The organism is Pseudomonas soli (assembly GCF_021283165.2).
GTDB lineage: Bacteria > Pseudomonadota > Gammaproteobacteria > Pseudomonadales > Pseudomonadaceae > Aquipseudomonas > Aquipseudomonas soli.
Genome location: NZ_CP128543.1, coordinates 4,583,628 through 4,604,779, shown reverse-complemented (window position 1 = coordinate 4,604,779; position 21,152 = coordinate 4,583,628). Strand labels below are relative to the sequence as shown.

The 21,152-nt window shown below is 63.7% G+C and carries 16 protein-coding genes; 10 read left to right on the top strand and 6 right to left on the bottom strand.

The features are described 5' to 3' along the window. The first annotated feature begins 29 nt into the window (after nucleotides 1–29). From LU688_RS21265 to LU688_RS21230, 8 genes are all read left to right on the top strand, one after another. The gene (locus LU688_RS21265) at nucleotides 30–1,976 is read left to right on the top strand and encodes a flavin monoamine oxidase family protein (RefSeq protein WP_094011783.1); all 1,947 of its coding nucleotides are present in this window, start codon (nucleotides 30–32) and stop codon (nucleotides 1,974–1,976) included. A gap of 135 nt (nucleotides 1,977–2,111) precedes the next feature. After that, entirely contained in the window at nucleotides 2,112–3,008 is an 897-nt protein-coding gene (locus tag LU688_RS21260) for a nitrilase family protein (protein WP_094011784.1), read from the top strand. A 93-nt stretch (nucleotides 3,009–3,101) separates the two neighbouring features. Then, a complete protein-coding gene (locus LU688_RS21255) occupies nucleotides 3,102–4,169 on the top strand; it encodes a hypothetical protein (protein ID WP_371041602.1) in 1,068 nt (355 codons plus the stop codon). Continuing rightward, a complete protein-coding gene (locus tag LU688_RS21250; RefSeq protein ID WP_094011786.1) occupies nucleotides 4,166–5,143 on the top strand; it encodes an asparaginase in 978 nt (325 codons plus the stop codon). Before LU688_RS21255 ends, LU688_RS21250 begins: the two co-directional genes overlap by 4 nt. Nucleotides 5,144–5,224: 81 nt before the next feature. Then, nucleotides 5,225–5,779, top strand: coding sequence for a UPF0149 family protein (locus LU688_RS21245; RefSeq protein ID WP_094011787.1), 555 nt, complete (start codon nucleotides 5,225–5,227; stop codon nucleotides 5,777–5,779). A gap of 177 nt (nucleotides 5,780–5,956) precedes the next feature. Beyond that, nucleotides 5,957–6,586, top strand: a complete 630-nt coding sequence (locus LU688_RS21240; RefSeq protein WP_094011788.1) for a glutathione S-transferase family protein — start codon at nucleotides 5,957–5,959, stop codon at nucleotides 6,584–6,586. Nucleotides 6,587–6,604: 18 nt separating this feature from the next. Further along, on the top strand, nucleotides 6,605–8,620 hold the full coding sequence (locus tag LU688_RS21235) for a 2Fe-2S iron-sulfur cluster-binding protein (RefSeq protein ID WP_094011789.1): 2,016 nt from the start codon (nucleotides 6,605–6,607) through the stop codon (nucleotides 8,618–8,620). Nucleotides 8,621–8,666: 46 nt separating this feature from the next. Then, nucleotides 8,667–9,566, top strand: a complete 900-nt coding sequence (locus tag LU688_RS21230; RefSeq protein WP_094011790.1) for a LysR family transcriptional regulator — start codon at nucleotides 8,667–8,669, stop codon at nucleotides 9,564–9,566. Nucleotides 9,567–9,583: 17 nt separating this feature from the next. Here LU688_RS21230 and LU688_RS21225 read toward each other — a convergent pair whose 3' ends face one another. The 3 genes from LU688_RS21225 to pdxR all read right to left on the bottom strand — a co-directional run bounded on the left by LU688_RS21225 (nucleotide 9,584) and on the right by pdxR (nucleotide 14,203). After that, nucleotides 9,584–11,014, bottom strand: coding sequence for an aminotransferase-like domain-containing protein (locus LU688_RS21225; protein WP_232888250.1), 1,431 nt, complete (start codon nucleotides 11,012–11,014; stop codon nucleotides 9,584–9,586). A gap of 18 nt (nucleotides 11,015–11,032) precedes the next feature. Next, nucleotides 11,033–12,463, bottom strand: a complete 1,431-nt coding sequence (locus LU688_RS21220; RefSeq protein ID WP_094011792.1) for an L-lactate permease — start codon at nucleotides 12,461–12,463, stop codon at nucleotides 11,033–11,035. Between the two features lie 258 nt (nucleotides 12,464–12,721). Beyond that, nucleotides 12,722–14,203, bottom strand: coding sequence for a MocR-like pyridoxine biosynthesis transcription factor PdxR (pdxR, locus tag LU688_RS21215; RefSeq protein ID WP_094011793.1), 1,482 nt, complete (start codon nucleotides 14,201–14,203; stop codon nucleotides 12,722–12,724). A gap of 223 nt (nucleotides 14,204–14,426) precedes the next feature. On the opposite strand from pdxR, the gene LU688_RS21210 reads away from it, so the two are divergent. Together LU688_RS21210 and LU688_RS21205 are read left to right on the top strand one after the other, a co-directional pair. Beyond that, a complete protein-coding gene (locus LU688_RS21210; protein WP_094011794.1) occupies nucleotides 14,427–14,897 on the top strand; it encodes a GNAT family N-acetyltransferase in 471 nt (156 codons plus the stop codon). A 231-nt stretch (nucleotides 14,898–15,128) separates the two neighbouring features. Beyond that, on the top strand, nucleotides 15,129–15,449 hold the full coding sequence (locus tag LU688_RS21205) for a helix-turn-helix domain-containing protein (protein WP_094011795.1): 321 nt from the start codon (nucleotides 15,129–15,131) through the stop codon (nucleotides 15,447–15,449). Nucleotides 15,450–15,488: 39 nt separating this feature from the next. Here LU688_RS21205 and LU688_RS21200 read toward each other — a convergent pair whose 3' ends face one another. The 3 genes from LU688_RS21200 to LU688_RS21190 all read right to left on the bottom strand — a co-directional run bounded on the left by LU688_RS21200 (nucleotide 15,489) and on the right by LU688_RS21190 (nucleotide 20,592). After that, the gene (locus LU688_RS21200; protein ID WP_094011796.1) at nucleotides 15,489–16,025 is read right to left on the bottom strand and encodes a BRO-N domain-containing protein; all 537 of its coding nucleotides are present in this window, start codon (nucleotides 16,023–16,025) and stop codon (nucleotides 15,489–15,491) included. 195 nt (nucleotides 16,026–16,220) lie between these two features. Beyond that, the gene (locus LU688_RS21195; RefSeq protein WP_038706634.1) at nucleotides 16,221–17,471 is read right to left on the bottom strand and encodes a ribonucleotide-diphosphate reductase subunit beta; all 1,251 of its coding nucleotides are present in this window, start codon (nucleotides 17,469–17,471) and stop codon (nucleotides 16,221–16,223) included. Between the two features lie 241 nt (nucleotides 17,472–17,712). Further along, on the bottom strand, nucleotides 17,713–20,592 hold the full coding sequence (locus LU688_RS21190) for a ribonucleoside-diphosphate reductase subunit alpha (protein ID WP_038706633.1): 2,880 nt from the start codon (nucleotides 20,590–20,592) through the stop codon (nucleotides 17,713–17,715). Nucleotides 20,593–21,152 lie beyond the last annotated feature (560 nt).

Sequence of the window (21,152 nt, the reverse complement as noted above, 5' to 3'; positions counted from 1 at the left end):
GGCTCCACCTACCCTGAGAACCCGAAACCATGACCATCGGTTCAACGCACAACCATCCCGCCCACCTGGCCGTCGAGCCGCATACTCCAGTGCTGCCATGGGCCGCGCGCTTCCCGAACCCGCCTGACCTGTGTTTTGACTACCGACGTCTTGTTGAACAACAAGGTGGCATTGCCCAGGCTGCTCGTCCTGCACATCGCATCTGCATTGTCGGTGCTGGCGTCACCGGCCTTAGCGTCGCACGTGAACTGCTGCGCTGTGGTTTCACCCATATCACCCTGATCGAGCAGGCCCGGCGTATCGGGGGACGTCATCTCACCGTTTCGACCCCGGCTGACAAGTCACCAGCACACACCGCCCCCTTCGAGATGGGCGCGATGCGCATGCCGTTCTTCAACCGAAGCGGCGAGCCGCCCAAAGCCGGACGTTCATTGATGGCTTACTACGCAGACCTGTTCGACCTGCGGCTTTCCAACTTCCCCAACCCTGGCACGCAGTGGGTCAATGCGACGGGTATCTACCTGCGTGAAGGCCAGCTGGAAGGGGAGTGCGATCCGAAGTTGCTGATCTGGAAGAATTCCGAAGGTCACACCCCGCCACCTACTGCAGTACTGCAGAAGATTCATGGCAAGTGGCGACGCTTTGCCGAGCGCTTTGCTGAACAGGTGGCCGCCATTTACGGCACAGAAGGTTGGCTGGCGATGTGGTCGGCAATCGTCGAGCGATATCACAGGCTGTCATTCCGGGATCTCGTATTGCTGCCGATCCAGGAGGCTTGGGACCCTGCCAATCCAGGCGATTTCGGCGGTCTTGGGATGGACCGTGAAGAGTCGGCGATCTTCTACGCAATTGGCATCGGTGATGGCAGCTGGGGCGCCTTCTACGACGTGTGCTGCCTCTATCCGCTGCGCACCGCCATTTTCGGGTTCAGCAGCCACCTGCAGCTTGTGCATGGGCGTGTAGATGAAAGGGGGCGAGTGCTTGCAGCGCCGTATCAGGATGCCGAGACCGTGCCCGACAGCAGAGGCCTGCATTTCCAGGCGCCTGCCTACCTGGGGATCGCCGCGTTGGATGAGGCCCTGCTGTTCATGGACATCGCTGGCTTGGGCGAGTCTTTGTACAGCCGATGCGTGGCGCGTAAGGATGGCTTGCTGACGGACAGCACTGTCCATGGCCTGCATAAACTGGCCGATGGCCGCATCCGAGTCGACTACCGTTGGCGGCACAGCGATGACGCCAAGGCTCAACCGATGAGTGACGTATTCGACAGCGTAGTGCTTACCACGCCGTCCTGGCTGATCGAAACAGGCATGCGTCTGGGCGGGTTCTCCCGGAGCATGCTGCCACCGGCCATTGTCGAGGCCTGGAAGCACGCCCATTGGGAGACCAGCTGCAAGGTTTATGCGCCGCTGCGTAAAAGCTTTCTCGATCAGCATCCGCATCTACCGCAGATCCTGGTCACCGACAGCTTTGTGCACGATGTCTATGCCTACCGTTACAACGATCAGCACAGCCGCGATTGCATCCTGCTCAGCTACACCTGGGAGGACGATGCCACCAAGCTGGCGGCGTATTCAGACACCGAGCTGGTGGAAAAATGCGTGGCGGAACTCGATCGGATTCTGTTGCGTTGTACCAACATTGGTGAGCCCATCTCGCCGCATATCGACATTGGAAACACCCGCATACAAAGATGGATGACAGACAGGAATGCACTCGGCTGTGCGAAATTGTACCGGGCAGGTGCCTACTACGACGCGGTTAGCCTGATGAAATACAACCGTGACCTGAGCGCCCATTCAGGGCTTTACCTCGCCGGTGAGTCCTTCTCTGTCGATGCCGGCTGGACCGAACCGTGTCTGCGCACCGCCATCGACACCGTGATCAACCTCTGCAACAACACGGGTGCTCACTTCAAGGGTGGCTTCAGCCTTGAGCACTATCCGCATTATCAGGTGCCTCGACAGACGCTCTGAAACAATTTTGTAGGAGTGCTCCTCCACGTTTTTTCGCAATCTCCCCCAGTTCCAGAGGATCCTGCTGACTGTCGTTCCATCTGCCATGCCCGTTCTACTGGCGGCCTTCCACAACAACCAGAACAGGAAGCCGCCATGCAGGAACACACTATTCCCGTCAGCCCCGTGCGCATTGCCGTCATCCAGTACGACCCGCAGGTCGGCCTCGACCATTGCGATGGCAACCTGAGCCGTGGCCTGGCCCTGGCCCGCCGCGCCGCGTGTGAAGGGGCGAACCTGATCGTACTGCCAGAGCTGGCCAACACCGGCTATACCTTCAACTCTCGCGCCGAGGCCTATGCTCACGCCGAGTCGCTGGATGGTGGGCGAAGCCTTGATGCCTGGGCGGAGTTCGCCCGTGAGCAGCAGGTGTATCTGGCTGCAGGCTTCGCCGAGCGTGACGGCCTCAAGCTCTTCGACAGCGCCGTGCTGTTCGGCCCGCACGGGCTGCTCGGGCATTACCGCAAGGCGCATCTGTGGAACCAGGAAAAGCTCTGGTTCACCCCTGGAGACCTGGGCTTCCCGGTTTTCGAAACGCCCATCGGCCGCATCGGCCTGCTGATCTGCTGGGACATCTGGTTCCCGGAGGTGCCACGGCTCATGTCGGCGCAGGGCGCCGACATCATCTGCAGCCTGAACAACTGGGTCTGGACACCGCCGCCGCTGTTCGACGAAGCCGGACGCTGCATGGCCTCGTACCTGACGATGACCGCGGCCCACGTCAACAATGTCTATATCGCCGCCGCCAATCGCATTGGTCGCGAGCGGGGCGGGCGCTTCCTGGGTTGTTCGCTGATTGCCGGCACCAACGGCTGGCCCATAGGCGAGGTGGCCAGTGCCGAGGAGGAGTGCATCCTATATGCCGACGTCGACCTCAGTACCGCCCGCTCGGCGCCGATATGGAACAGCCTGAACGACCTGCCGCGTGACAGGCGTACCGACCTCTACGACACCACCTTGGGGTATCGGCTGCATGCGCCGATGCCATGTTGAGGAGGCGTCATGGAACAGCGTCTTGCTTTACCGCGACAACGGTCGTCGTTGCTGATACTCCTGGGCTTCGCGCTACTGTGCGTTGCCAGCCTGATGTTGGGTGGAGGGCCTGATTATGCGCAGCTCGTCGCAACCCTCGACCAGCCGCTGAGTAGGCTGCGCTGGATAGTCGGCGATATCAGCGAGGTCGCCTTCTACAAGCACGAGTTGCCGGCACTGGGGTTGCTGCTGGGGGCAAGCCTCGCGCACTGGGCCCAGCAGCGGGGCCATCGCTGGCAAGGTTTTGCCATCTGCTACGGCACAGGGCTGTGGCCCTGGCTGATCATCAGCTCGCTGCTCGGCTTGCTGCTCAGCCATGCGTTGTGGGGCTGGACGCTGGACGGTGGTGCCTGGCAGCCGACTTTCGTAGCTTTCGTTTCGCTGCCGGCGGCCATGGTCCTGCTGTTCGGTGGTGGTTGGCGCGTCGTGATCAATGGCGCGCTGCTCGGTGCCGTGCTGGTGACGCCGGCCAGCCTGCTGCTGGTCAACTACCTGTGCTACCCGCTGCAGTTGCCGGTGGTGATCGGCAATGTCAGTGGCATGGCCCTGGCCAGTGTGCTGGCGTTCCTGTTGTGCAAGCGGTTTCCGGCGCTGGTTCGCGATGGGCAGCGCCCAGAGGTCGCAGCGACGGCGAGCCAGCCGGACTATGGCCTGGTCTGGACCCTGCGTCGGGTACTGGCCGATTTCAGCGAGGCGCCGTTCTTTGGCAATGAACTGGCCAGCCTGGGTTTGCTGCTTGGCGTATTGCTGGCTTATGTATTGGCCCCGTCGGCACCAGCCTACGGTTCGCAACTGGTGTTGCAGATGGTGGCCGGGCAGGGGTTGGCATCGCTGGTCGGTGTGCTGTTTTGGCGACGGCAATGGAAAGAGCGGGGCTGGTATCCGACCTATATTCCCATCGTTTCGATCGTGCCCGCCGCCGTGCTGACTCTGGGTGGCAGCTGGCAGGTGGTCGTCGCCAGCGCAGTGCTCGGCGCGCTGATCGCGCCACCGCTTGCCGTGGCCATCAGCCGGCGACTGCCAGGCTACATGCACGGCTATATCGGCAACGTCCTGTCCATGGCCATCAGTACCCTGGGTATCGTGCCCCTGGTTGGCCTGCTTGCGGGAGGTAACCCATGACAGCACCACGCGTTTCTATCGGCAGCCTGGGCGGTACGGTCAGCATGCAATCCGCGGCGCCGGGGCAGGGTGTGACACCCCGGCTCGACTGTGCCGCTCTGCTGAGCACGCTGCCGCAGTTGCAGACACTGGCGCAAATCAGCACCGCCACGTTGTGCCTGGTGCCGAGCGCCTCCCTGGCATTCACCGACATGCTGGATGCGCTGGCCTGGGCAAACGCACAAGTGCAAGCGGGAGCCCAGGCCGTGGTACTTACCCAGGGCACCGATACGCTGGAGGAGACCGCGTATTTCCTCGATCTGCTCTGGCCCCATGACACCCCGCTGATCATGACCGGCGCCATGCGCTCGGCCTGCCAGCCGGGCGCAGATGGTCCGGCGAACCTGCTGGCGGCAGTGCAGGTTGCGATAGCCGATGGCAGCCGGGGGCGTGGCGTACTGGTGGTGATCAACGACCAAATCCACTTGGCTGCTCGGGTGCGCAAGACTGCCAGCCTGGCAATGGCGGCCTTCGAATCGCCCGGCGCAGGGGCGATAGGGGAAGTGGAGGAGGGCTGTCCCATCTATCGTCAGGCTGCCGCGCCACGCTGGGTGTTGCCCCTGCCGACGCAGGTCGATCATCAGGTCGTGCTACTGGAGGCGTGCCTTGATGCCGATACGCGTCTGCTGCGAGCCTTTGGTGCCATGGGCTATTCAGGGCTGGTGGTTGCCGGCTTTGGCGCAGGCCATGTCTCCGAAGCCTGGGCCGAGGCTTTGAAGGACGTCGCAGACAGCATGCCAGTGATTATCGCCACCCGCACCGGCAGTGGTTCGACAGCCCGGGGAACCTACGGATTCGTCGGCGGCGAGATCGACCTGCAGGCCCGCGGCCTGCACATGGCTGGCTGGCTTTGCCCGCGCAAATGTCGGCTCTTGTTGTGGCTGCTGGCCGGTAGCGGGCGGCAGGCCGAGCTGGCGCAGTGGCTGCAGCAATAGCCCGATGCCCGCTCTCATGAAGGGAGCGGGCAGGCGTTGCCTATGCTACGGTGCACGCACATTTACCCAGGACACCCACCCATGCTCCCCGCGCTCAGCGAAAAAGAACTCGACCGCCTCGAAGACCTGCTGATCACCTACGGCAACGATTATTCGGTACTCAACCTCGCCGAGCTCAACGGTTTCTTCACTGCTCTGGCCAGCTCCCCCAGCAAGGTCAACCCTGAGCAGTGGCTGCCTTCTGTCGCCGGTGGCAAGGTGCCCAAGTTCAAGAAGCCTGCCCATGAAGAAGCGTATACCGCGCTGATGCTGCGTTATGCCAGCCAGGTGGCCGAAGAGTTGGCCACCGACCTCGAGGACTTCGAGCCGATGTTCGAAGAGGGCGAGAGTGAAGAGGGCCCGGCGATCATTCTCGAGGAGTGGTGCTTCGGCTACATGCGCGGCACACAAGTGGCCGAGTGGAGCGACCTGCCGCCAGAGCAGGATCGTCTGCTCAAGGCCATTTCGCTGCATGGGCTGGAAGACAACTTCGAGCTGCTCGACTCGATGAGCTTCGATGAGCGCCAGGCCTGTGTACCGCTGGTGGTCGAGGCGGCGCGGGGGTTGTACCAGTACCAGAAACAGCACCGGCATTGAGATCGTAACCGCGGGCGCGTGGGAGCGGCGATGCGGCGACCCGACGTGTCCCGCAATTGTGATTATTCCACTTGCCGAAATACTGGATTGCACCCAGCACTGATTCTGCTGCCGGTCGATCCAGTGCAGCATGTCCTCCAGCAGCGCCACTCCCGGCGCTGACCTGGAGCCCCGCACATGCCAAGCCCGATCAAGCTCTACAACTTCCCCAAGTCCGGCCACGCCCACCGTATCGAGCTGATGCTGTCACTGCTCGAACTGCCTACCGAGCTGGTATTCGTCGACCTGGCCAAGGGTGAACACAAGCAGCCCGAGTTCCTCGCCATCAACCCCTTCGGCCAGGTGCCGGTGATCGATGACAACGGCATCGTCATCGCCGACTCCAACGCCATCCTCGTCTATCTGGCCAAGGCGTATGGCGGCGAGCGCTGGTTGCCCGAGGATCCGGTCGGCGCCGCCCGCGTGCAGCGCTGGTTGTCGGTGGCGGCAGGCCCGTTGGCCTTCGGCCCGGCCGCCGCACGCCTGGTGACTGTATTCGGCGCCTCGTTCAACACCGACGAAGTGATTGGCCGCGCCCACACCCTGCTCAAGGTGATCGACGCCGAACTGGCCGAGGGCCCGTTCCTGGTTGGTGACCAGGCGACCATCGCCGATATCGCCAACTACTCGTACATCGCCCACGCCCCCGAGGGCAACGTGTCGCTGGAGCCGTACGCCAATGTGCGCGCCTGGCTGGCCCGGATCGAGGCGCTGCCGGGCTTCGTGCCGATGCCACGCACCGTCATCGGTTTACAGACCACGCTCTGAACCCAGAGGAATGCCGCCATGCGATCGCCCTGGCATGCAGGTGAAAAACGGCTGCAGGAGCAAGTCGGTGTTGCAGAGCGCATGGAGGTGTTCGGCCAGAAGGTCATCCGCGACTTCATGCCCGACCAGCACCGGGCTTTCTATCACCAGTTGCCGTTCCTGGTGGCCGCTGCCGTGGATGCCGCTGGCACCCCTTGGGCGACGCTGCTCGAAGGCCCGGAAGGCTTCGTCAGCTCGCCCGATCCCCGGCAACTGCTGATCGGCACCGCGCCTGCCGCTGATGACCCGGCCACGCCGGGCCTGGTGGATGGCGGTGCCATTGGCTTGCTGGGGATCGAGCTGCATACCCGGCGACGCAACCGGCTCAATGGCCTGATCCGTCGGGCAGGCAACGGTCAGCTGGAGGTGGTGGTCGAGCAGTCGTTCGGCAACTGCCCCCAGTACATCCAGCTGCGCGAATACACCCGCGTCGATGAACCGCCGCAGGCGCGTCGGGATTCATCGACACTCGATGCCGCGTCCCGCGCGATGATCGAAAACGCCGACACGTTCTTTGTCGCCAGCTACGTCGAGCAGGAAAACGGCCAGCGTGCCGTGGACGTGTCCCACCGCGGTGGCCGCCCCGGTTTCGTCAGGGTCGAAGGCAATCGCCTGACCATTCCGGACTATGCCGGCAACCTGCATTTCAACACCCTCGGCAACTTGCTGGTCAACCCGGTTGCAGGTCTGTTGTTCGTCGACTTCACCACCGGCGATGTGCTGCAGGTTTCAGGGCGAACCGAGGTGGTTCTCGACAGCCCGCTGATCAGCGCTTTCGAGGGGGCCGAGCGGATCTGGACCCTGGACATCGAGCAGGTGGTGGTCCGCCCGGCTGCGGTGTCGTTGCGCTGGGCCTTCCAGGAGTACGCGCCCACCAGCCTGATGACCGGTACCTGGAGTGAAGCCCAAGAGCGCCTGCAACAGCGTGAGCGCCAGCGCCAATGGCTGACCTGGCGCGTGCTGCGTGTCGAGCAGGAAAGCCGCGATATTCGTTCGTTCTACCTGCAACCCGAGGAGGGTACGCCGGTGGCCTTCGCGCCCGGCCAGCATATTCCCGTGCGCCTTCAAGTTGATGGAGAGGCCCCGCTGATCCGCACCTACAGCCTGTCCAGCGCGCCGTCCGATGGCCACCTGCGCATCAGCGTCAAGGCGCAGGGGCCTGCCTCACACTACCTGCACCAGCAACTGAAGGTGGGCGACCCTTTGCAGGTGCGCCTACCCATGGGCAGCTTCACCCTCGATCACACCAGCGACCGCCCCCTTGTGCTGGTCGGTGCGGGCGTCGGCATCACCCCGTTGATCGCCATGCTGCGCGAACAATTGGCCTTGGGGCTGGGGCGGCGCATCTACCTGTTCCACGGTAGCCGTACGCTGGCCGACCTGCCCTTCCAGCACGAGCTTGCTGAACTCCAGCAACACGCCGGTGGCCTGCTGAGCATTCACCGCGCCCTGAGCCTGCCCGAATCCCAAGCCGTGCAGGGCCGCGACTATGCGTTCGCCAGCCGCCTGGGCATCGAACAGATCAAGGCCACGCTGCCATTGGACGACTACGACTTCTACCTGTGTGGCCCGGCCAGCTTCACCCAGGACCTTTACGAGGGGCTGCGCACGGTGCATGTACCCGACGCCCGCATCCATGCCGAAGCCTTCGGCCCTTCGACCCTGCGCCGCCATACCGACGACAACCAGCCCACTCTGCAACAACCGCCGCCCGCCAGCGAGCCGGTGCCGGTGTACTTCGCCAGCTCAGCCAAGGAAGCGCGTTGGGCGCCTGGTGGCGGTACTTTGCTGGAACTGGCGGAGAGCCGCGGCCTGTCGCCGGACTTCAGTTGCCGCGGTGGCTCTTGTGGCACCTGCAAGACCAAGCTGGTCAGCGGCCAGGTCCACTACCCGAACCCACCCGCCGAGCTGCCCGAAGCCGGCAGCGTGCTGATCTGCTGCGCGGTTCCGGCCCAGGCCGAGGACGGTGTGCAAGCCGTGGTGCTGGAGCTCTAGCGTGCGCACAGGGATAATCGCCCCACGACAACGCGTGGGGCGCGGCATGGACCAGATCCACCTGATGAAAGTGTTCGTGGCCGTCGGCGAGCTGGAAAGCTTCGCCGCCGCCGCCCGCCGCCTGGCCATCTCGCCAGCGGCGGTAACCCGCGCCGTCAGCGCCCTGGAGGAGCAGCTCGGGGTCAAGCTGCTGCTGCGCACCACTCGCAGCGTGCGCCTGACCGAGGCCGGCGGGCGCTATCTGGAAGACACCCGGCATATCCTCGCCAGCATTATCGAAGCCAACGAAGCCGCCGCCGGCATCAATGCCTCGCCCAAGGGCGACCTGGCGGTGACCGCGCCGATCCTGTTCGGCAAGAAGTTCGTCATGCCCTGCATCGTGCGCTACCTGCAGCAGTACCCCGAGGTGGACGTCTCGGCGTTCTTCCTCGACCGCGTGGTGAACCTGGTGGAGGAGGGCATGGACGTGGCCGTGCGCATCGGCCAGTTGCCCGACTCGGGCCTGAAGGCGCTGCGGGTGGGCAAGATGCGCCGGCTGCTGTGCGCCTCGCCCGAGTACCTGGAGCGCCATGGCACGCCGCGGCATCCCTCGGAGTTGCAGAAGCACGAGGTCATTGCCGCCGGGACGCTGTCACCTCGCACCGACTGGCGTTTCGGCGCCATCGACGACCCGACGCTGATCCGCATGAAGCCGCGCCTGACCGTGACCAGCAACGACGCCGCCATCGCTGCGGCCAGTGCCGGGCTGGGGATTGCCCGGCTGCTCTCGTACCAGGTGGCGGATGAGGTCGCGGCCGGGCGCTTGCAGGTGATCCTGGCCGAGTACGAGGAGGCGCCCTGGCCGATCCATATCCTGCATCGCGAGAGCAAGTACGGCTCGACCAAGGTGCGTACCTTCATCGACATGCTGGCCGAGCATCTGCGCAGCCATGCGCACCTGAGCTGAGCGAGTGGCCTGTCGGCTCAGCTCAGGCAAGGCACCTGCGCCTGTCGCGCACACGCCGCCAGTACCCTCAAGCCGCCCATCACCTCCGGCGTAATCACCCGCCCAAGGCACACCCGCAACCCCGTGCCACATTCCCCATCGGCAAAGAACATCCCGCTGTCGCCCACTTTGCATCCCTGCTCGGCGGTAAGGCCTCGCAGCGCCGCCATATCCGTCCCTTCCGGCAATTCGAGCCAGTGGATGAATCCTCCATCAGGCGCCACATACCGCGTCCCCGGTGGAAAATCCGAGCGCACCAGCATCTCCATCACCTCGGCCTGCGCCGTCAGCCGCCCGCGCAGCTTCGCGCAATGCGCCTCCATGTACCCGCGCCCGATGAACTCGTCCAGCACCCGCTGGGCCAGGCTCGACACCGCCAGGTTGCGCGAGAACAGCTGGGCCAGGATCGCGTCCCGATAACGCCCGACCACGCACCATCCCACCCGGTAGCCCGGTGCCACGGTCTTGGAGAACGACGAGCAGTAGATCGTCTGCCCGGTCGTGTCGTAGTGCTTGATCGCCTTCGGGCGCTGCGGCTCGTCCACCAGGTCGAAGAAGATGTCGTCCTCGATGATTGGCACATCCGCCGCCTGGGCCAGGCGCGAAAGCTCGGCCCGCGCGGCGTCGGGCATGATGAAGCCGCGAGGGTTCTGCAGCGTCGGGTTGAGGAAGATCACATCGACCTTCTTGCGTTTCAGCGCCCATGCCAGGTGCTCCAGGTCCATGCCGCTGCCTGCGTGGGTACGCATGGGCAGGGCGCGCATCCCCAGGCGTTCGATGGTCTGCAGGATGCCGTAGTAGGTGGGGGTCTCGATGGCCACCGTGGCGCCCGGCTGGGCCACCGCTTCCAGTGCAAGCTCCAGGGCCACGGTGTCGCCCGAGGTCACCAGGATTTCATCCGGGCCGCAGGCCACGCCGCGCTGCAGCATCAGCCCGGCGATACGTCGGCGCAGCGAGGCCAGGCCAGGTGGGGCGATCAAGCCGGCCAGCGGCTGATCGGCCTTGCTGGCCAGGGCCATCAGGCATTTGTTCAGCAGCACCTGGGGCGTGAGTTCGTCGTGCAGCACCGCCGAGCTCAACGACAGCCCTCCGTTGCCGGCCGCCTGGGCGAGCATGGCGACCACCGCGTGGTTGACGTTGACGCTGACACTGGCGAGGTCAAAGCCCTGCACCTGGGCCGCGCCCTTGGCGACGAAGTACCCCACCCGGGGAGTGGCCTGCACATAGGCATTGGCTTCCAGCTCAGCGAGTGCCCGTTGCACCGTGGCCAGGCTGCTGTCGAACAGCCGCGCCAGTTCGCGCACCGAGGGCAGCTGCGTGCCGGTGGGCCATTCGCCGCTGTCGATCTGGCGCAGCAGCCAGGTGTTGACGGTGTGCCAGCGTTTGTCGGGCTTGGGGTTCCGGTCCATGGGGCCTTTTTTCTCGAGTCAGGCGGAGGCACCCGAAAGGTAGAGCAAAACCACGCCGGTTGCAGCCACGATGACGATGTTCAGCAGCACCAGGGCAAAGCCGAAGCGGATCAGCCCGTGCTCTTCCTCGCGGTTGGCCCCGGCCAGACCGATGATCAGCGACAGGATCGACAGCGAGCCCAGCGCGCCATGCCCGGCGGCGCTGTTGACCATCGCCGCCAGCCACGGGCCGTGGACCGTGGAAAGCGCCGCGATGGAGGGCATCACCAGGGTGTTGCCGCCGACATTGGAGCCGGTGACATAGCCAGCCAACCCCGCCAGCAGCGACACCGTCGAGGCCAGCGACACCCCGGACAGCGCCTGCAACGCCCGCTGTGCCTCGACCAGGAAGCCGGCCTTTACCATCACCTGGGACAGCAGCAGGAACAGGAAGATCGTCGCCACCGGGAACCGCGCCCGAGTGGCCAGCGCCTGCCACGGGAAGCCCGCGCCCTGGCGGCCAACCATCATCAGCACCACCAGCAGCAAGGCCAGCCCCGGCGACGCCAGCGGCTTCCACGACACATTGGCGCCGTGCACCACCCACATCCCGTCCCAGCCCGACAACAGGAACAACGCCCGCGACGCGATAATCACCGCCAACAGCGCCAGGTAAGGCCATGCCGCCTGCGGCCAGCGCACCAGTGCCCCGCGCCGCGCCCAGGAGATACCCAGGCCGACCGCGGCCACTGCAAGCCCGGCCAGCACACCCGAGGCCTCCGGCCCGATCCAGCGGTTGACCGCATACAGCACTGTGCTGAACAGCAGCGAGATCGATCCCAGCCCGAGCCATGCCCGTACACTGCGAACACCCGCCAGGCCCAACGCCACGGCGGCCAGGCAGAGGAACACAGGAGCGCTCACCAACGCCGAATGGCTGCCCAGCTCCTGCGCCGGTACATGCGCCAGCAACGCGCCGATCACCGTCGCCAGCCCAAGCGTGCCCCAAGGCATCACCACCATGCCGGCCAGCGCCATCTTCATGCCGACCTGGCGCGAGAACAGCCCCATCAACAACGGCACGGTAGCGATCAGCGATACGCCGAACCCGGTCATCGCCTCCAGCAGCGGCGCCAGGCCCAGCACGATGAAGATCACCTGCATCGGCGGCGTCCAGCCCAGCTCGCGCACCCAGGCGCCGATTGCCTGCGGCGCGCCGGCCCGCTCGACCAGGATGACGAAGGCCAGGCCCGGGACGATCACACAGGCGGTACTGAGGAACAGGATCAGCGTGTCTTGCAGGATCGCGCCGGACACCGCCGTCGACAGCGGCTGCGCGGCGCCCAGGCCCCACAGCAGCAAGACACCGGCCACGCCGGCCAGCGCGGCCTGTACGGGCGGGCGGCGCAGCAGCAGGATCAGGGCGATCACCAGGCCTATGGGGGACATTTGCAGCAGCAGGGCAGCCATGATGCGGGTTCCTTTAGCCATCCGGGGGAGTGCGGAAGGGATGGTGGAACGAAGGACTAGGCAGCGACAGATACAGGGGGTGGGGGTTTTTCAATACAACCCCAGGGCTTGTGGCGATGGAGCCACCTGTTTGCACCTCCTCTAACGCCAATGCCTGGATTTCTGGGCACTGAGTGCGATATTGGCCGTTAATGCCTGCAATCCGAGGCATTAGGTGGATCGAGCATTCTGGTTACATGCCACATGCACGCAGCGTGGTTATCTGGCCAGACCTGCCAGCACCTTCTCCAGTTTCAGCACCGCCTCCCTCATCTCAGCGGGCGTCAGTGCCGCAAACCCCATCAGCAAGCCGGCATCGTTCCTCGGCACCGCGTACAAGCTGCCCAGCCCCAACAGATCGATTCCCGCTCCGCGTGCCGCCCTGACCACTGCGTCTTCCGCCAAGTTTTGAATGAAGTGGCAGGGCATCTGCAGCCCACCTACCGGCACTTGCGGGCGCAGGAACGCCCCCAGGTGCCGCTGCACCAGATCTGCCAGCACGTCGCGCCGCTCGGCATAGAGGCTGCGCATGACCCGTACATGGGCGTTGAAGTGTCCGTCCTCCATGAACCTGGCCAGGGTCAGCTGGGCGATGGATGCGTTGTGGCCATCCTGCAGCGTTCGCGCAGCGGTCATTGGCGCGACGAGCTGGGGCGGCAGCAGCAGGTAGCCGATGCGCAGCCCGGCGCCCAGCGACTTGGTGAAGGTGCCGATGTACAGCGTGCGCGCATGCGAATCCAAGCCCTGCACACAGGCGGTGGGGCGGCCGGCATAGTGGAACTCGCTGTCGTAGTCGTCCTCGATGATCCACGCCCGTTGCTGGCGGGCCCATTCGATGGCCAGCAGGCGCCGGTCCAGCGACAGGGTGGCGCCGGTCGGGTATTGGTGCGAGGGCGTGAGGAACAGCGCCCGGGCATCCGGCGCTAGCTGGGCCATGCCGTCCACCTGCAGGCCGTGCGCGTCCACCGGCACCGGCACGCCTTGCAGCCCGGCGGCGCTGATGGCCTTGCGGGTGCCTTGGTACAGCGGGTCCTCGACCAGCACCCGGTCGCCTGCGTCCATGAGTACCTGAGCGCACAGGCCCAGGGCCTGCTGCGAGCTGGTGAGGATCAGGATGCGGTCGGCGGATGCCTGCGCGCCGCGTTCGAGGTTGAGGTAGTCGGCGATTGCACTGCGCAAGGCGAACATGCCCTGTGGCTCGCTGTGTTCCAGGGCGCGAGTGCCGTATTCCTTGTACACCTGCCGCTCCAGCTTCTCCCAGACGGCCAGGGGGAAACGCCGGGTTTCTGCCACGCCCGGGGCGAAGGGGCGGGGTGATTGGAAGTTGTGAACGCCACCGCTGTGCAATAGCGCTTCACCTCGGCGGCTCAACTGCACCGTGGCCTCGCTTTGTGCCGGCCGCTGGCGCTTGCGCGACGGCAGGCAGCGGGCCCGTTGCGACACGAAGCTGCCGCTGCCCACGCGCCGCTCGATAAAGCCCTCGGCGTGCAACTGGCTGTAGGCCGACTCCACGGTATCCCGCGAGACGCCCAGGGAACTTGCCAGCGACCGCGACGCCGGCAGCGGCTTGCCGACCGGCAGGGCACCCTCGAGGATCAACTGGCGGATGGCCCGCTGGATGCGCACATGCCGCACCAGTGCCCCATGGGCGGGATCCGTTAGCCAGGCTTTTACCGATTCCAGCTGGGCGTGTTTGAACATTGGCCTGGTCCTTGGCGCGTGGATATGAAAGGTGCCTGCCTATCCTGGGCCGGATCGCGTCCCTGAAAATGGTCTGGTAACTACCGAATAATTGGCAGGTAAAAACCAGCCATTTATCCGCTATAAAACCCAGGTCCGCAAGCAATCACCAAGGAAGGCAAGCGCTGCGGACAGGCCGGCCCCCTCACTCATTCAGCTGTGTTGTCCAAAAGGGGTTTGAAGAATGACCACCACCCAACTGCCCGTTTTCGTACGCGAAGTGAAGCAAACCGACCTGCAGCCATGGTCCGACTACTGGGCGCAATACCAGGCCTTCTACCAAGTGGAGCTGGGCCCGGCCATCACCGAGCGTACCTGGGCGCGCTTCTTCGACCCGGCCGAGCCCATGCACTGCGCCGTGGCCACGGACGGCGGGCAAATCTTCGGCTTCGTTCACTACGTATTCCACCGCTCGACCTGGGGCCGCAATGATTTCTGTTACCTGGAAGACCTGTTCGTGTCGCCAAGGGCGCGGGGGAGGATGATCGGTAAGCGGCTGATCGAGTTCGTCCAGGACCAGGCCCGGCAGCACCGGTGCGACCGGTTGTACTGGCATACCCAGGAGACCAACAAGACTGCGCAGCGGTTGTATGATTGGATTGCCGAGAAGCCGGGGGTGATCGAGTACCGGATGTCGTTGGATGTTGCTCACTAAGTCCATAGTGAGCAGATGAGGGCGTGGGAGTGGAAGGGGGGCACCGGCTTCGGGGTGTAGGTCCCTGTGGCGCACAGCCGCTCCCATGCCCAGGCATCAGAAATTCCCATTCGAAATCTGCCCGAGTCTTACGGTGCTGTCAGACCATTCAGAAAGATGAATCCCTTCCTGGCAGAGGAATACTTAATCCAATATTTTGTGCCTTAACTGCCATCTATTCAGATAACACACATGAATTTGGATTTAAGTCTTACCAAACCCAGTGAACTCATGAGGGCGCTGTGCGAGCGCTTGCGCACCGAGCGGCTCGCTCAACAGATGTCGCAAGCGGAAGTGGCTGCTCGGGCTGGCGTCGGCACCAATACTGTGTCCAACCTTGAAACGGGACGTAATGTCGGTTTTGAGAACCTGATCCGAGTGGCGATGGTTCTAGGCCGAAGAAAAGAGCTTGAGGCGCTGTTTTTGCCGAGGGTGGAGTGCATAGCCGACATTGCTCGCTACGAGCTCGGTGCCAAGCGCCAGCGCATCCGGAAGAAGTCAGGGCAGGGTTGAACAGGGCTGCATGGCAGCCCTTTCAGTGCATCGCAGGGTTCAATCGCCAACCCCATGTAACCTCAATGCCCGCTGCGCACATTCCTTCCAGCTCAGCTTGCGCCGCTCGGGCACCACCACGGGCAACTCCGCCGCCATCACCAACGGCATATCCCGCATCCGTACCCAAGGCTCACTCTGCCAATACAACAGGCTCGCCGTATGCCCACCCGGCCAGCACATCCTGCCCAGGCGCGGCAGGTCTTCCAGCGCCGAGTCCTGCCCATCGCGCAGCACCGCCACCACCTCATGGGTCAGCCAGTGGCGCAGGTGGCGGTTTTCCGGAATGTGATGATGGGCGAGGAGGGTATAGGCCCCGGACTCGCTGACCATGGTGGTTTCGCCGTACTGGCCGTAGCGCAGCAGCTGCACGGTGCGATGCTGGTCCGGGTCGAGCTTGCGGATGCAGTGTTCGTCGAAGAAGCGCCCGGTCATCCGACCGAGTTCGTGGGCGCAGAACCAGGCTTGGGATTCGAGCCAGAGAGTGTGGAGGGGGCGGTTGTGGCGGGTGAAGAGGGTGGAGGAGTAGTGAGTCATGATGGGCTATCCAAGTCAGGGAGAGCCGTTTCTAACGGGAACGGAATTCCGCCATGTGAGCGTTCTTAGCGCTCAAACAAACTACCGTGGTTTTCTCTGGTTAAGTAGAGATACCTATGTAGGAGGTTTCTTGATTTTGAGGCTCGAGAAATAAAAAAGGCTGCCCAAGGGCAGCCTTTCTGGAAAGCTGGACGATCAATCCCAGCTCAGAGCACCACCTGTCTGGTACTCGATAACCCGAGTCTCAAAGAAGTTCTTCTCTTTCTTCAAGTCCATGATCTCGCTCATCCAAGGGAAGGGGTTGGTAGTCCCCGGATACTCTTCCTTCAGACCAATCTGGGTCAGTCGACGGTTGGCAATGAACTTGAGGTAATCCTCCATCATCGCCGCGTTCATGCCCAGCACGCCGCGTGGCATGGTGTCACGGGCGTATTCGATCTCCAGCTGGGTACCCTGCAGAATCATCTGGGTAGCCTCTTCCTTCATCGCGGCATCCCACAGGTGCGGGTTCTCGATCTTGATCTGGTTGATCACGTCGATGCCGAAGTTCAGGTGCATGGACTCGTCGCGCAGGATGTACTGGAACTGCTCGGCGACGCCGGTCATCTTGTTGCGGCGGCCCATCGACAGGATCTGGGTGAAGCCGCAGTAGAAGAAGATGCCTTCCAGTACGCAGTAGTAGGCGATCAGGTTGCGCAGCAGCTCTTTGTCGGTTTCGACGGTGCCGGTGTTGAACTCCGGGTCCGAGATGGCGCGGGTGTACTTCAGGCCCCAGGCGGCTTTCTTCGCGACCGATGGGATCTCGTGGTACATGTTGAAGATCTCGCCTTCATCCATGCCCAGCGACTCGATGCAGTACTGGTAGGCGTGGGTGTGGATCGCCTCTTCGAAGGCCTGGCGCAGGATGTACTGGCGGCACTCGGGGTTGGTGATCAGGCGGTACACGGCCAGGGCCAGGTTGTTGGCAACCAGGGAGTCGGCGGTGGAGAAGAAGCCGAGGTTGCGCATCACGATGCGGCGCTCGTCTTCGGTCAGGCCGTCCATGCTCTTCCACAGGGCGATGTCGGCGGTCATGTTGACCTCTTGCGGCATCCAGTGGTTGGCGCAGCCGTCGAGGTACTTCTGCCAGGCCCAGTCGTACTTGAACGGGACCAGCTGGTTGAGGTCGGCGCGGCAGTTGATCATGCGCTTTTCGTCAACGGCGACGCGGGCCGAGGAGCCTTCCAGCTCGGCCAGGCCTTCGGCGATGTCCAGGGCGTCCAGGGCAGCCTTGGCGCGTTTGACCGCGTCGGAGTCGGCGGCGGTGGCGGCGCGGGCTTCCAGGGCGGCGGCACCGCCGGCGCTGTCGAGCTTGTCCAGGGTGGTGGTGGCAGCGGCCTGTGCGGCGGTGTTGCCTTTGGCGGCGACTTCGCCGTCTTCTTTGTCGAATTCGTCCCAGCTCAGCATGGTGAGATCTCCTGCTTGAGGGCCATCAATGAGTATGGCCGGTGGATCTTGGTTGCGGTGCGGTGCACGCAAATCTGGAGTGCCCGGGGAGGGCTGACCGGGGCGTTGGGCCCCGGCTTGTTATGTCTGGCTGTGGGGAGGTGCTGGCAGTGCCGGCCTCATCGCTGGCAAGCCAGCTCCCACAGGGTTCTGCGCCGTGGCGCAGAAAAGAGGCTACCCGGGGGTAGCCTCTGCGAAGGCCTTATTGGCAGGCTTCGCAATCCGGCTCGTCGATGGCGCAGGCCTTCGGTACCGGGGCTGGGCCCGCGGCCTGGACCGGGGCGCTGTCGCCGCCGCTCGACACGGCGTTGAGCTTGCCAGTGTTGATGGTCGACTTCTCGGTGCTGGTCGCGGCCAGGGCACGGAGGTAGTAGGTGGTCTTCAGACCACGGTACCAGGCCATGCGGTAGGTCACGTCCAGCTTCTTGCCCGAAGCGCCGGCGATGTACAGGTTCAGCGACTGGGCCTGGTCGATCCACTTCTGGCGACGGGAGGCGGCATCGACGATCCACTTGGTCTCGACTTCGAACGCGGTGGCGTACAGGTCTTTCAGCTCTTGCGGGATACGCTCGATCTGCTGCACGGAACCATCGTAGTACTTCAGGTCGTTGATCATCACCGAGTCCCACAGGCCGCGGGCCTTCAGGTCGCGGACCAGGTACGGGTTGATCACGGTGAATTCGCCCGACAGGTTCGATTTCACGTACAGGTTCTGGTAGGTCGGCTCGATGGACTGCGACACGCCAGTGATGTTGGCGATGGTCGCGGTCGGCGCGATGGCCATGATGTTCGAGTTACGAATACCTTTTTGTACACGCTCGCGCACCGGGGCCCAGTCCAGGCTCTCGGTCAGGTCGACGTCGATGTACTTCTGGCCACGGGCCTCGATCAGGATCTGTTGCGAATCCAGCGGCAGGATGCCCTTGGACCACAGCGAACCCTGGAAGGTCTCGTAGGCGCCGCGCTCGTCGGCCAGGTCGCAGGAAGCCTGGATCGCGTAGTAGCTGACCGCTTCCATCGACTTGTCGGCGAACTCGACGGCAGCATCGGAGCCGTACGGGATGTGCTGCAGGTACAGCGCGTCCTGGAAGCCCATGATGCCCAGGCCGACCGGGCGGTGCTTGAAGTTCGAGTTACGCGCTTGCGGCACCGAGTAGTAGTTGATGTCGATCACGTTGTCGAGCATGCGCACGGCGGTGTTCACGGTGCGTTGCAGCTTGGCGGTGTCCAGCTTGCCATCGACGATGTGGTTCGGCAGGTTGATCGAGCCCAGGTTGCAGACCGCGATCTCGTCCTTGTTGGTGTTCAGGGTGATCTCGGTGCACAGGTTCGAGCTGTGGACCACGCCCACGTGCTGCTGCGGGCTGCGCAGGTTGCACGGGTCCTTGAAGGTCAGCCACGGGTGGCCGGTCTCGAACAGCATCGACAGCATCTTGCGCCACAGGTCTTTGGCCTGGATGGTCTTGAACACCTTGATCTTGTTGTACTCGGTCAGGGCTTCGTAGTACTCGTAGCGCTCTTCGAAGGCCTTGCCGGTCAGGTCGTGCAGATCAGGCACTTCCGATGGCGAGAACAGGGTCCACTTGCCGTCATCGAAGACGCGCTTCATGAACAGGTCAGGGATCCAGTTGGCGGTGTTCATGTCGTGGGTACGACGACGGTCATCACCGGTGTTCTTGCGCAGCTCGATGAATTCTTCGATGTCGAGGTGCCAGGTTTCCAGGTAGGCGCATACGGCGCCCTTGCGCTTGCCACCCTGGTTCACGGCGACGGCGGTGTCGTTGACCACTTTCAGGAACGGCACGACGCCTTGCGACTTGCCGTTGGTGCCCTTGATGTACGAGCCCAGGGCGCGCACCGGAGTCCAGTCGTTACCCAGGCCACCGGCGAATTTCGACAGCATGGCGTTGTCGTGGATCGCGTGGTAGATGCCCGACAGGTCGTCCGGCACGGTGGTCAGGTAGCAGCTCGACAGCTGCGGACGCAGGGTGCCGGCGTTGAACAGGGTCGGGGTCGAGGCCATGTAGTCGAAGGACGACAACAGGTTGTAGAACTCGATCGCACGGGCTTCTTTGTCTTTCTCTTCCAGCGCCAGGCCCATGGCCACACGCATGAAGAACACCTGCGGCAGCTCGAAGCGCACGCCATCCTTGTGGATGAAGTAGCGGTCGTACAGGGTCTGCAGGCCCAGGTAGGTGAACTGCTGGTCGCGCTCGTGGTTGATCGCCTTGCCCATGCGCTCCAGGTCGTAACCTTTCAGCGCCGGGTCGAGCAGTTCGAACTCGACGCCTTTCTCGACGTAGGCCGGCAGGGCCTTGGCGTACAGGTCGGCCATCTCGTGGTGGGTGGCGCTGTCGGCGACGTTCAGGAAGCCCAGGCCTTCGGCACGCAGGGTGTCCATCAGCAGGCGGGCGGTGACGAACGAGTAGTTCGGCTCGCGCTCGACCAGGGTACGGGCGGTCATCACCAGGGCGGTGTTGACGTCCTTCAGGGCGACGCCGTCGTACAGGTTCTTCAGGGTTTCGCGCTGGATCAGCTCGCCATCGACTTCGGCCAGGCCTTCACAGGCTTCGCTGATGATGGTGTTCAGGCGCGCCATGTCCAGCGGCGCCAGGCTGCCGTCGGCCAGGGTGATGCGGATGCTTGGGTGCGGCTCGACCACGCTGTCGGCGTTGGAGCGGGTAGCACGCTCCTTGGCACGCTGGTCGCGGTAGATGACGTAGTCACGGGCGACTTTCTGCTCGCCGGCGCGCATCAGGGCCAGTTCGACCTGGTCCTGGATTTCTTCGATGTGGATGGTGCCACCCGATGGCATGCGACGCTTGAACGTGGCGGTGACCTGCTCGGTCAGGCGCGCGACGGTGTCGTGGATGCGCGACGAGGCGGCAGCGGTGCCGCCTTCAACTGCGAGGAACGCCTTGGTGATGGCAACGGTGATCTTGTCGTCGGTGTAGGGGACGACAGTGCCGTTACGCTTGATCACGCGCAGTTGGCCAGGGGCGGTGGCGGCCAGATCCTGGTTCGAATCGGCGGCCTGAGGCGCCTTGGCCTGCGGGTTCTCGCGAGTTGTGTCGGTTTGCATGGGTGGGTGTCTCCACAGTTTCTAGTTTGTTCAGGCGCCGTTGTCGGGCGCCACCGTTCCGTCCACTTGCTCGATGGCCCGGGCGGGGATGCGCGTGAAGCACACGCATCCGCCCGCTCGGGCTTACCGACTTCGGGACAGACTCAGGAATTAGGGGCAGTAACCTGCCGCTCCCTGGCCGAAGTCAAAGGTTCTGGGCGTACCCAAAATCTGTTGCTGATGAGTGCGGGCCTTGCCTGCAACACTCATACCCGAACAAGGCCGTCTGCGGCTTGCCTCGGTCGCCCTCCGCAGGAGCGGTTTGGCTGTTGAAATCACCTTAAGTTCAGCCAGAAAATTCGCTTGAATTTGCCTGTTGACTTGTGTTTGTGATTTTGCGCAAAACCCAATATCTAGTGGTTCGCTGCGATGGGGATACAAGATAATGCGGTCCAGGGGGCTTTGCAAGGTCGGCGCCTGTGGATAACTTGTGGGTACTTTGTGAGTCATCCGTGGGTATTCGCTGTAGGCCTTGTCCCAAGAGGTTTGCACGATTTTTTGCCTGTGCTACGCCGCCGCGA

Excerpts from the sequence above, each read along its gene's own strand:
- LU688_RS21245 (WP_094011787.1), top strand. The coding sequence starts at position 5,225 with ATGCTCCCCGCGCTCAGCGAAAAAGAACTCGACCGCCTCGAAGACCTG.
- LU688_RS21230 (WP_094011790.1), top strand. The coding sequence starts at position 8,667 with ATGGACCAGATCCACCTGATGAAAGTGTTCGTGGCCGTCGGCGAGCTG.
- LU688_RS21190 (WP_038706633.1), bottom strand. The coding sequence starts at position 20,592 with ATGCAAACCGACACAACTCGCGAGAACCCGCAGGCCAAGGCGCCTCAG.
- LU688_RS21260 (WP_094011784.1), top strand. The coding sequence starts at position 2,112 with ATGCAGGAACACACTATTCCCGTCAGCCCCGTGCGCATTGCCGTCATC.
- LU688_RS21265 (WP_094011783.1), top strand. The coding sequence starts at position 30 with ATGACCATCGGTTCAACGCACAACCATCCCGCCCACCTGGCCGTCGAG.
- LU688_RS21195 (WP_038706634.1), bottom strand. The coding sequence starts at position 17,471 with ATGCTGAGCTGGGACGAATTCGACAAAGAAGACGGCGAAGTCGCCGCC.
- LU688_RS21210 (WP_094011794.1), top strand. The coding sequence starts at position 14,427 with ATGACCACCACCCAACTGCCCGTTTTCGTACGCGAAGTGAAGCAAACC.
- LU688_RS21225 (WP_232888250.1), bottom strand. The coding sequence starts at position 11,014 with ATGGACCGGAACCCCAAGCCCGACAAACGCTGGCACACCGTCAACACC.
- pdxR (WP_094011793.1), bottom strand. The coding sequence starts at position 14,203 with ATGTTCAAACACGCCCAGCTGGAATCGGTAAAAGCCTGGCTAACGGAT.
- LU688_RS21220 (WP_094011792.1), bottom strand. The coding sequence starts at position 12,463 with ATGGCTGCCCTGCTGCTGCAAATGTCCCCCATAGGCCTGGTGATCGCC.
- LU688_RS21235 (WP_094011789.1), top strand. The coding sequence starts at position 6,605 with ATGCGATCGCCCTGGCATGCAGGTGAAAAACGGCTGCAGGAGCAAGTC.
- LU688_RS21250 (WP_094011786.1), top strand. The coding sequence starts at position 4,166 with ATGACAGCACCACGCGTTTCTATCGGCAGCCTGGGCGGTACGGTCAGC.
- LU688_RS21240 (WP_094011788.1), top strand. The coding sequence starts at position 5,957 with ATGCCAAGCCCGATCAAGCTCTACAACTTCCCCAAGTCCGGCCACGCC.
- LU688_RS21255 (WP_371041602.1), top strand. The coding sequence starts at position 3,102 with ATGTTGGGTGGAGGGCCTGATTATGCGCAGCTCGTCGCAACCCTCGAC.
- LU688_RS21205 (WP_094011795.1), top strand. The coding sequence starts at position 15,129 with ATGAATTTGGATTTAAGTCTTACCAAACCCAGTGAACTCATGAGGGCG.
- LU688_RS21200 (WP_094011796.1), bottom strand. The coding sequence starts at position 16,025 with ATGACTCACTACTCCTCCACCCTCTTCACCCGCCACAACCGCCCCCTC.